Raw genomic sequence first — 11,379 nt, 5'->3', positions numbered from 1 at the left:
ATTAAGTATAAAGACAAAGAAAAAGAGCGCTATTTGATCACACTGGCGAGATCAATCAAGCTATTTTTTATCTCTTTGTTTTTAAAAAGGATGTATGAAAAGCGATCGAGTATGATCAGCCCCTGATTATGAGTTGGCCTTTAGGCATTTAGCCAAACACGATAGCATCAAGTTTTTTGCAACAGACTATGAGTTGCAAATAATTTACAAAAAACTCTTAAATATTGAAGTAGATATTCAGCCATGTTTATTGTTGGGTGATGAAAGATGTAATGCTGAAGAAGGAAAAAATAACACTGCTTCTTCAAAAAATCACGGTAATACTAATTGTAGAGGTAAATGCATCTTATATACTGGCGATGCAAAGCTAAATAAAGGTTTTGCATCATTACCTCTTATTACAGAGCATTTGGCAAAGAGTAAGCCTAATTATGATTTTTTTATACAATACTCAATATCAAATGAGTCGAAATTGCTAAGGGATATTGCTAAAGAATTAGAACGTGTAACAGAAAAAAACAAAAATGTCACAATAGAAAATAAGTTTATTGAACATAATGATTTAATGGGGTTATTTAAGTCGAGTGATACTATTTTTTTCAACTACGACTCTGAAATATATAAACTTCAAAGCTCAGGTGTTTTATGGTTAGCAGCTTACCACGGTCTCAGCGTTATCAGTATGACAAAAAACTGGATAGAGCGTGAATCTGCACGCCTTAATTTAGAATACCGATATAGTGATGATGTTAATGGTATCGTTAAATGTTTAGATGCTTCTAGACATTGTAACAAGCAAAAAATATATAACAGTCACAATTCTACAGAAGATACTCTGTCGTACAAGAAAAAACTTTTTGAACCTATTGGGGACTGGGTCAAGAAGATATTTCTGTAAACAGCACATAAACCGTAATATATACTTTATTATAATAGTGTATGGGTAAGATACATTAAGGGATATCAATGGCTAACAAAGATTTGAATGATACAGCTGATAACAAAGTTGTTAGTAATAAAGTTGACTATGTTTTTCATTTAGGCGCGGGCGTTGGAGTCGATATTATAAAATATCAAGCGCTTCAGTCGAAGCAGATTTTTCTCTATGAGGGTAATCCAGACACTTTTACTTTTTTATCCAATGAGTATAAATCACTTGCTGATGTGACGATATATTCAGATGTTATATCTCCCCAAAAAGAGTCGGCTAAATTTTTAATTACATCACCAGCTCAATTTAGTAGTTTAGGCTCTGTAGAGTATTTTAGGAAAAAATTTAAAAACCTAAAAGTACAAGAAAAAAAGAAAGTGATGCGTTTTGGGTTGAGTGAATTAATTAAGCGGCATAGCGATGCATTTAAAAGCAGTACAGTGGTGCTAGATTTAAAACTCAATGGTATTGAATTTGATTTGTTAAATAATGCAAGTGCTGATGAGTTGTTGCTTTTCAAAAATATTAATATTCAGGCGTTAAAGGATTGCACGTCTGTTGATTACGAAAAAAGTAAAAATGATACCATCTCAAGCCTATTAAAATTAGGGTTTGTTTTAGATTCGATAAACTTCGATTCTGTTTTTGTAAATTATGAGTTCAAATTTTTACAAGAACAAAGTGCATTGAGTAATCTGTCTAATTCAATTGAAGCAATTGTCGTTAATAACGGCTCTTTACAAGAGGAGTTAAACACAGCACAACAAGCGCTAGCTCAACAAATTACAAAATCAGAACAGTATGAGCAGACAATCAAACAAGAATTTTTAACACTGACCGAAGAAATTTCCTCATTAAATGATGATAAACAAAGGTTATCAGATATTGTTCTTGAACTTGAGACTAACAGCAGGCAACTTACTGCAATTAAATTAAAGCTTGAAACTGATAAAAAGCAACAGAGCGAAAAAGCGGCAGCGGACACTGCAGCATTAACGACTAAAGTCAGTGAATTAGAAGCGAATAATAAACAACTCATTGAAACGAAAACAAAGCTGGAAACTGATAAAAAGAAACAGAGCGAACAAGCGGCAGCGGACACAGCAGCATTAACGACTAAAGTCAGTGAATTAGAAGCGAATAATAAACAACTCATTGAAACGAAAACCAAACTGGAAGCTGATAAAAAGCAACAGAGCGAAAAGGTTGCTTCGGACACTGCAGCGCTAACGACAAAAGTTAGTAAATTAGAAGAGCGTAATAAACAGCTTATTGAAATTAAGACAAAGCTTGAAACTGACGCTAAGAAACAGCGTGAACATGCAACGGAAAATATTGCAGAACTAAATGAAAAAATAATTCAACTCGAAAATGCGATAAAGCAGTTAGAAATAGATAGAAAACAAGTTGAGTTGGACAGTAAAAATCAGATTGAGAAGAACGAAGTAAATATCGCTCAGTTAAAAAATAAAATTGAACAGTTGCAAAGTGATAATCAAGCATTGGTAGAAAAAAACAATGCAGAAGTTAATGCATTAAAATTAAAAGTTACAGCGCTAGAGTTGACAAATCAAGCATTAGAAAAAAGCTTGCATATTAACGATAAAGCACTTGATTCACTCGTTGAAAAAATTACTGCAAGCCAATCAAAAGAATTAGATAACTTAAAAAATAGGTTGGCTTGGCATATTCAAAAACAAGCAGAAAACTCAACCAAGCAAATTGAGTCCTTTATTGGTGTGCAAAGCTTTTTAGAGAGCGGTTCATTAACTATGGAGTACCATGGCTGGCCAATAAGTAGTGACATAGCTTTGTTTTTGCTAGGTAAGATTAAATCCAATAATTATGATTTAATCATAGAGTTTGGCAGTGGCACATCAACACGCTTATTTGCCCAAGCTATGCAGCATGACATAATTGGCACTCAACCACATATTGAAGATCTTGCCCCTAAAAGAATAGGAAAAGACACCAGGAAAAATGAGATAGAGCTTGTTGATTACTTACAAGACTTACCACAACGCGTGCTCACATTTGAACATAATAAAAAATACTACGACAAAACCTTAGCATCACTTCAGCAAAACGGGCTAGATAATATTGTTAATCTAGTACATGCCCCGCTAGTAGACTGTAAAATTAACAACGACGATTATTTATATTACAGTTGCGACAATGCCCTTAAACATATTGCCGATTTATTCGAGGGAAGAACGGCTAAAATTTTAGTATTAATCGATGGTCCCCCAGGTGCCACAGGGCCGCTAGCGCGTTTACCTGCAGTGACAAAATTGCTTAATCACCTTGGTAGTCATCAAATGGATTTAGTATTAGATGATTATAACCGCGAAGAAGAAAAAACCATTGCAGAGCGATGGAAAGAAACAATCAAAGCAAGGTTTATTGATATTGAAGAAGAGATAGTCCCTTGTGAAAAAGGGGCATGGTTTTGTCGTGTTAACCCATAATATGCATACCATAAAATACGATAATGGTTGGGTAAGAACAGATAACGTATTCGCTTTCCCGTATGATTGGCAGTTACCGGCTAAAACTGAGCTGTGGGCATACGAGCAATTGCTTGAGTCACCTAAGCCAGACATGTTTACTCAGTATATTTGTTTTCCTTGGGCGAGTTTAATTGATTATCTGGATCATAATCCCTCTAAAGCACAAAAATTGTTAGCAGCGTTACACCTGCACCCTCCTAAAATGTCAATAAGAGTAGTGACTTATTGTCAGCACATTTATGCGTTAAAGTTGTTACCTTACTTTAAAATGCTTGGGATAACGGATATATACTGGTCACATAAAATAATCGGGCAGGACGAGCTAGACGGGATTAAATTGCATCCTTATTCTCTCTACCCAGTTATGCACTATAAACGTCCACCACCCCGAGTCAATAAGCCGTTGAGTGAGCGTAAGTATTTGTATAGTTTTATTGGTGCCTACCAACCAGATTTGTATTTAACCCCAGTTAGACAATGGATATTTGAACTGCCTAAGCGCGATGATGCAATTGTAATTGAGAGGAGTGAATGGCATTTTGAGCAGGATGTTTATCGACATCAGCTACTAGGTGAAAGTGAAGCTGATGCAAAAAGACGGATTAGAGAGAAGAATGAAATTGAATATATAGGAGTGATGGAAGATACCGTATTTTGTTTGTGCCCCTCTGGGAGTGGACCAAATTCAATAAGATTATGGGAGGCTATAGAGTTTGAGTGTGTTCCGGTAGTTATAAGTGATACTTTAGATTTGGGACATATAGATTTGAATCACTCTATATTTTTTATGCAAGAAAATAGTTGCTTAAAGGCAGAGCGCTTTATCGAAGAGTTAATGTTAGTTTTTAGAACTAAAGTTTTATGAGTTTATTAGGGAAAGTAAATGGCTAGTAGTATTTTGGATTATAAAAAAAATAGAGATTTAATCTATCTTTCGTATAAACGTAAAAAGTATTGGTGGGAAGCTGTAAATTGGTTCAACGTAAACTCAAAAATAATAAAGTATAAGAATTTTATTCAAAGTGATGTAAGAGTAGTTTATTTCCCAAACTATGCAGCAAACCCATACCAAAATATAATGTATTCGAGTTTAAATAGTGATAAAAAAGAAAAGGGAACAGAAATAATTGATGACTTGTGTTTTTTGTCAATGGCAAAAAAAAGAATTTTCCATATTCATTGGTTAAAAGAAATTTTTGTTGGTTGCGATAGTGAAGAAAAAGCAAAGTTATGTTACGAAGGTTTTTTAGATGAGTTAAAAATATATATAGGAATAGGCTGTAAAATAATATGGACAATTCATAATAAAGTTGATCATGATCAGCCCGATTTTATATCAAAATATCTTATTGAATTAATGAAGCACTTATGTGATGTTACTTATAAAATTCACGTTCATTCATTAAACTCCATTGGAATTATGGAAGAGTTTTTAGGTGTAAGCTTTAAAGATAAAGCCTATTATTTAGAACATCCACTTTATCCAGTTGAATATAAATATAAAAAAACAGTAATCCCAGAAATGAAAGGTAGGAAGTTTGAAAATTATTTATTATCATTGGGGATGATTAGACCGTATAAAGGAGTTGCCCAGTTACTCTCAGCATATGAGTCTGCACTAAGAAGTAATAAAAATATTAAATTGGTAGTAGCTGGACGTTGCTTAGATCCTGCTGTAGATGATTTCTCTAAAACAATGGTCAATAAGTACCCAGGTAATTTTGTTTATATTAACCGTTCCTTAAGCGACGAGGAAGTTCATTACTTATATGCTAATTGTTTAGTGTCAGTGCTTACATATCAAAAAATATTAATTTCTGGTAGTTATTATATGGCATCTACTCATAAGAAACCATCGATTTGTCCAAACATAGGTATGTTTACAGAAATGGTAAACGAAGAGAATGGTTTTTTATATGATCAATCAATTCCTGGGCTTAAGGAAGTAATAAATAGAATAGCTAACTTACCTAAAGAACAAATTAATGAAATTGGTAAAAGGTCTTATGAAAAATGTTCAAACAGTTATGAAAAGTTTTCAGAAAAATATTTAGAATTAATTCGAGGTTCGTAATGTCTTCTAACAATCTTAAAGTTTCATTTTGTATTCCCATTAAAAATAGACTTGGCGATATTAAATCTACACTTAAAAAAAATCTTTTAGATAATGTAAAAGACTCCGATATAGTAGAGTTCATCGTTATATGTTTTGATGATGATGGAAATGAAACTTCAAAGTGGGTACAAGAAAATTTTCCAGAAGAATTAAAATCTGGTTATCTTCGTTATTACTATCATGATGATTTACCTGTTTGGCACTTTGGAAAGGCAAAAAATGCATTTAAAAAATATATAAAGGGTAAAATATATGCTTCGTTAGACGGTGATAACTTTGTGGGCAAGGGTGCAGGAAAGCATATAGTAGAAATATTTGAAAGGTATGATTATAATTGTGTACTTCATCAGTTTCAGGGTAATTGGGGTGATGGTACGTGTGGCAGAATTTCTATTAATGCTGAAGATTATATTCGTTGGGGGTACGACGAGGACTTTTTACCAAGACAATGGGATGAAATGGACGCAATGTTGAGTGTCCTTGTTAACAAAGAGAATGTTAAATATATTCACTATACAGGTGAAGGTAAAAACATTATAAAGAAAAGTCATCCATTTCGACGTTATTTAGATGAGCATGCAATAGAAATTGAACAAATTGCTTTACCTGAGTCAGAAAATAATTTTTTTATGGAAAATGCTGCAGTAGGCGAACATGATAACTCATATGTTGAAGATGATGCGCGTTTGCGGTTATCTTCTATATATAATCATTTACTTTCATATCTAAAAAATAGTACAGATAAAGTAAATCGATCAGTTTATTTAAGTGAAATATTACAGTGCCAAAAAGATTTCACAGAGCAAATAGATCCCTCTGTTAATTTATCTTTATTTTTGAGCTGTGATGACGTCCGTGTACGTAATTTTAATCCTGAACCAAACTCTATCATGTTGGTTTCATGTATTAAAGATGAGAATGATATTCACGGTTGGTTAGAGCACTATAGGAGGCTAGGTGTAAACTTCTTTTTATTGGTTGATGATAACTCTGAAAAGCCATTGGATGAGTTACTATCAAAATATAATGATGTGTTTGTTTTTTCGCCAAAAGTTGGTCAATTTAAATTCGCAAAAACGATGTGGCTAGAGTGTCTATTAAATAGGTTCTGTTTAGATTCTTGGACTTATATTGTTGATAGTGATGAATATGCAGAACCTTGCTTTAAAGATATTGATTTAAGAAGCCCAAATTCAACATTAAATCTTACGAAAAGAAACAAAGGAAAATATTATTCTGGATTTATGCTTGATCTGTACCCGAATAATCTGACAGATATTGAAAATGTTGAATCAACTCCAATAACTAAATACACTCACTATCAATTTAGACCAAAAGCAGACTTTGAACATTATCATACTCATAATACAACAAAGTGGAGTTATGGGGCTTATTCTGATTGGGCTTATCAAATTGATATTAGATACCGTACAAATAAAACTTTTGATTCAATGAGAAAGTTCCCCCTCGTTAAATGGGAATCTAAAATGCACCTGAATCAAGGTTTTCATGATTTAATTATAAACGGAGACAAACGTACTTATAACGCTCTTGAGAGTACTGAGTTAATGCCTATTAGACATTATAAATATAGGTCAATTGCATCACAAATCTCTGGTGATAGTGCAAAAAATATTGCTCAGTATCATGATGATACGAAGAGGAATATTGAGAGCGCTATCAAGAACTTTAACACTATCATAAAAGAATGTGTTTTGAATCCATTTTCTTTTGAGTTTATATCACCTCTTTTGGTTCCTACACCATATAACTCCTATGTCTCGCTAGTTAAAGACGAAATTAATGTACCTACTTATAGTGGTCATACTTTGTTATATAATGAAGGAGCAGTTGAATCTATTCGGGGTAACATAGTTATTGCGCCAACCTTTAATGATGCAATATGTTTTATTCTAAATAATTCACCTTTTCGAAATTTAGTTAGTGCTATTGATTCCACTGCAGTATTCTCTACTGTTAGCGATGTACCTGATAATGATAATATTACATTCGGGTTTCCTATCTTTCAAATCGGCTTAGCTGGAACTGGCAGTGAGTTGATACACGAGTATCTTACTTCAAGAAATGTTAAATCTATTCTTTGGTCACCTGAAGACACTAATATTGAGCAAAGAAAGTCTACCGCTAAAAGAATTCACACTGATATTATGGGTAAAATTCACTCTGATTATGATAATCCTATTGAAAGTATCTCTGCTTATGATGCAATATGTGATATCGGTTGTGTAATTCATAATTTTGAAAAAATCTTAGCAAAATACCCGGAAAGCAAGGTTATTTTTACTAGTTCAGATTTTGAATTACTTAAAGGAGTAAATAGAAGCGACTATGATGACTTTTATAAACGCGTGAGTGAATGGTGTGAAAAGTTTGGGCCTGATAAGTGGGTTTTAGTAAACCCTATTAATGATGGTTTTGGGGATGATTTTGATCGATTTATAAATGTGTAGTTTTCGTTATAGGTTAAAATAAAAATCAGCCTGTTTTTTTTGATAGTAGCTGAGACATAATCAAATCTTATATAACACTAGTCTTAGAAAGGAAATAATGATGAAGCAACCGGATGTTAAAGTTATTTGCTGTTTTTCAGTGTCACGGACAGGTTCAAACTTTTTATCAAATATCTTGAGAAAATTTGAAGACATAGATGTATATTCTGAAATTTTCCACCCTAATGAAGCTTTTTCTATATCGTCAAATATGGTTGTTGAATTTTGTGAAAGGTATTCTATCGCAACTGATAAGCCTTTAGATTCCAAAAATTCAGACTTTATATATTTTTGTAGAAGCAATCCTGTTATGATTGTTAGTTTTTTATGTGAGATTGCAGCAAGAAAAGGGCGTAAAGCTATTTATTTTAAAGTCTTTAACGAGCATGTGATAAATCAGCCTGATATAATAAAACTGGTATCAACGTTTGATTGTTACTCTTGGATTCTGCAAAGAAAAAATATTGATTCTTTCATTTCATTCAAAAAAGCTATGCAGCATAATGTTTGGGAGTCAAGAAATAATACTGACTTTAAAGTTGAATTGGATTTAACTTCTTATCTTAATTGGTCTGAACCTAGAAGATATTGGTATCAATTTTTAGTGAATAATTTGCCTAATGATAAGGTTCGACATATAACATATGAAGAAGATATAGACATTGGTCAGCAAAATTGCGTGGAAAGGTTTCAAGGTCTTATTTCAAAAGTTTTTGGGGGGGCTAGTTTAAAAAATGAAATTAGAAATAATCTACTTAGAAAGCAAGATTTGTCGCGACGTGAGGAAAAAGTTACTAATTATAAAGGGTTTGTTGAATCATTGAAAAATTGTGGACGACTTGATGAAGCACTAGGGTACTTTATCAAATGAAAGAAGGGAGTCTGATCTGAATGGCTCTGCATTAAAAGAGTTCGGTGATATTTATTATTAAAAAGTATCGCAATCAGAATTTGAAGGTGTAATTGTGAAGCTAAATGACAGTGCAAGAAAGAAGTTGAATCTGCGTGCTTTAAAAGAAGAGGTAATATGAAAAAATTTATATCGGTAGGGGATAATTGTAAAGTTAGATATCAAATAGATAAATACGGTTTCGCTAAATTACCTGATTATAAAAAGAACTCGTTTTTTTTCGACTGGTTGATGTGGGGAGGGCTTAATGGTTTTTATTATTTTGTCGAAAATGACTTTAAGCTAAAATTTGAACATTTTAATATTGTGGAAAATAAAGGGAAATTCGCACCTTCACATATTTTTTCAAATCATGTATTTTTGCATGACTTTGGCGTAAGTGGTTGGGTAAACGATCGCAAAAGTGCAGAAAGTAATTTTCTTAAAAATTGTGATGACACTATTAATAAATATGAATATCTAGCAGAGAAAACACAGCTTGCATTTAAAAATGAACGTGATTTATATCTCGTGTTCTATGGGGTCGTCGATATTGAAGAGTTCAATCGACTTGTGATATTGTATGAAAGTAAGTACGGTAGAAAACTTGAGCTAGTTAATATCCTTGAAATAGCCCAGAAAGAGAAGGAACAGGAGCACCCCAACATTATTACCAGATATGTAGATGATTCTATAAGCTTTAAAAGTGGAACTAGCCAGGAATGGCAAGGTGATGATGAGCAATGGTACTCGGCGCTTAATTTTTGATATTAATATAATTGAATTGATATAAATCGATATGGCGATCGATAAATTATCAATTAATTACATATGCTCACTGATGCCGTAATTATATTAATTATTATATGAAAGTAAATACGGATATATTTTAAAAGTACTGTTAGGAAGACTGGAACAGATCGAAAAAATTTTTCACTGATAAAGGATTCATTAAAATCTCACTTTAGGTGTGATCATATACTTTCTTTTTTAGGTTTTTACGATGCCTTACAACATAGTGAGGATGTTCATATTATTGTATGTGTAGCCCTTCTAAACATAACAATTCTAAACTAATTTCAGTGTGATAATGGTTAAAAAGCCCTTTAATTATCGATTTATAAGTTGATCAACCAATAATGAAAAAAGCATTAATCACCGGAATTACTGGGCAAGATGGTTCTTATCTTGCTGAGTTTTTACTTTCTAAAGGATACGAGGTTCATGGTATTAAGCGTCGTTCGTCATCGTTTAATACCGGACGAATTGATCATATTTATCAAGATCCCCATGATGTAAACCCTAAGTTGATTTTACATTATGGTGATTTAACTGATTCGTCTAACCTAGTTAGAATTATTAGTGATATACAGCCAGATGAAATCTATAACCTTGGTGCACAATCTCATGTCGCGGTAAGTTTTGAGCAACCTGAATATACTGCTGATGTAGATGCTTTAGGCACGCTAAGAATTCTAGAAGCCATTCGACTGTTAGGGTTAACTAATAAGACACGTTTTTATCAAGCATCAACCTCAGAGCTTTATGGGTTTGTTAGTGAGAGCCCGCAAACCGAAAAGACACCATTTCATCCTCGCAGCCCATATGGTGTTGCGAAACTTTATGCATATTGGGCAACGGTGAATTACCGAGAGTCTTACGGTATGTATGCTTGTAACGGTATTTTATTTAACCATGAATCTCCACGTCGTGGTGAAACCTTTGTAACCCGCAAAATCACCCGTGCATTTGCCAATATTGCACAAGGGTTAGATCCATGCTTGTACCTCGGTAATATGGATGCGCTGCGTGATTGGGGCCATGCTAGAGATTACGTGCGTATGCAGTGGATGATGTTACAACAAGATGTAGCAGATGATTTTGTTATCGCCACGGGTAAGCAAATCTCTGTGCGTGAGTTTGTAAAAATGTCAGCCTTAGAGGCGGGTATTGAGCTTGAGTTTACTGGCAAAGGTATAAATGAGATTGCAACAGTCATTGCTGTAAACGGCGATAATGCACCTGGTGTTAGCGTTGGTGATGTGATTGTTAAAGTCGATCCCCGTTATTTCCGTCCTGCGGAAGTGGAGAGCTTGTTAGGCAATCCTGCAAAAGCTAAAGCTAAGTTAGGTTGGACACCGGAAATAACCGTAGAGGAAATGTGTGCTGAGATGGTTCAGCATGACCTTTTGGAAGCCAAGCAACGTGCAATTTTAAAACAGCATGGATATGATGTGTCTGTGGCTAAAGGGTAAAAACTTTAAGCGTTTTACCACGAAGGCGAGATCAAGAGCTATCTACCACTGAGTACACAGAGGTGCTTCACACTACACAGAGTCAAGACTAAAGAATTTCTATTGATTATCTTACTCGGTGCTCTCTGTGTCCTCTGTGGTGGTAATTGAATCCGTTTACTTTGTAGC

The 11,379-nt window shown here is 33.7% G+C and carries 8 protein-coding genes; all 8 read left to right on the top strand.

Annotated elements, in window-relative coordinates; genetic code table 11:
• Window positions 1–133 precede the first annotated feature (133 nt).
• The 8 genes from IEY48_RS08125 to gmd all read left to right on the top strand — a co-directional run bounded on the left by IEY48_RS08125 (window position 134) and on the right by gmd (window position 11,211).
• Window positions 134–898, top strand: a complete 765-nt coding sequence (locus tag IEY48_RS08125) for a hypothetical protein (protein ID WP_188919118.1) — start codon at window positions 134–136, stop codon at window positions 896–898.
• Between the two features lie 68 nt (window positions 899–966).
• Window positions 967–3,399, top strand: coding sequence for a coiled-coil domain-containing protein (locus IEY48_RS08120; protein ID WP_188919116.1), 2,433 nt, complete (start codon window positions 967–969; stop codon window positions 3,397–3,399).
• A complete protein-coding gene (locus tag IEY48_RS08115; protein WP_188919114.1) occupies window positions 3,362–4,306 on the top strand; it encodes an exostosin domain-containing protein in 945 nt (314 codons plus the stop codon). Before IEY48_RS08120 ends, IEY48_RS08115 begins: the two co-directional genes overlap by 38 nt.
• Before the next feature lie 18 nt (window positions 4,307–4,324).
• The gene (locus tag IEY48_RS08110; RefSeq protein ID WP_188919112.1) at window positions 4,325–5,515 is read left to right on the top strand and encodes a glycosyltransferase; all 1,191 of its coding nucleotides are present in this window, start codon (window positions 4,325–4,327) and stop codon (window positions 5,513–5,515) included.
• Entirely contained in the window at window positions 5,515–8,028 is a 2,514-nt protein-coding gene (locus IEY48_RS08105; protein ID WP_188919110.1) for a glycosyltransferase family 2 protein, read from the top strand. Before IEY48_RS08110 ends, IEY48_RS08105 begins: the two co-directional genes overlap by 1 nt.
• 97 nt (window positions 8,029–8,125) lie before the next feature.
• On the top strand, window positions 8,126–8,938 hold the full coding sequence (locus IEY48_RS08100) for a hypothetical protein (protein WP_188919107.1): 813 nt from the start codon (window positions 8,126–8,128) through the stop codon (window positions 8,936–8,938).
• A gap of 156 nt (window positions 8,939–9,094) precedes the next feature.
• Window positions 9,095–9,724: a hypothetical protein gene (locus IEY48_RS08095; RefSeq protein WP_188919106.1), complete on the top strand. Its 630-nt coding sequence runs from the start codon at window positions 9,095–9,097 to the stop codon at window positions 9,722–9,724.
• A 371-nt stretch (window positions 9,725–10,095) separates the two neighbouring features.
• Window positions 10,096–11,211, top strand: a complete 1,116-nt coding sequence (gene gmd, locus IEY48_RS08090) for a GDP-mannose 4,6-dehydratase (protein ID WP_188919103.1) — start codon at window positions 10,096–10,098, stop codon at window positions 11,209–11,211.
• The last annotated feature ends 168 nt before the right edge of the window (window positions 11,212–11,379 follow it).

The sequence above is a fragment of the Shewanella saliphila genome, from assembly GCF_014648295.1.
Classification (GTDB): Bacteria; Pseudomonadota; Gammaproteobacteria; order Enterobacterales; family Shewanellaceae; genus Shewanella; species Shewanella saliphila.
The sequence above is the reverse complement of the archived record's forward strand: the minus strand, read 5'-3'. Positions and strand labels throughout refer to the sequence as shown.

Bases quoted from the DNA above. Each gene is read 5' to 3' on its own strand.
- IEY48_RS08120 (WP_188919116.1), top strand. From the start codon at position 967: ATGGCTAACAAAGATTTGAATGATACAGCTGATAACAAAGTTGTTAGT.
- IEY48_RS08110 (WP_188919112.1), top strand. From the start codon at position 4,325: ATGGCTAGTAGTATTTTGGATTATAAAAAAAATAGAGATTTAATCTAT.
- gmd (WP_188919103.1), top strand. From the start codon at position 10,096: ATGAAAAAAGCATTAATCACCGGAATTACTGGGCAAGATGGTTCTTAT.
- IEY48_RS08095 (WP_188919106.1), top strand. From the start codon at position 9,095: ATGAAAAAATTTATATCGGTAGGGGATAATTGTAAAGTTAGATATCAA.
- IEY48_RS08100 (WP_188919107.1), top strand. From the start codon at position 8,126: ATGATGAAGCAACCGGATGTTAAAGTTATTTGCTGTTTTTCAGTGTCA.
- IEY48_RS08105 (WP_188919110.1), top strand. From the start codon at position 5,515: ATGTCTTCTAACAATCTTAAAGTTTCATTTTGTATTCCCATTAAAAAT.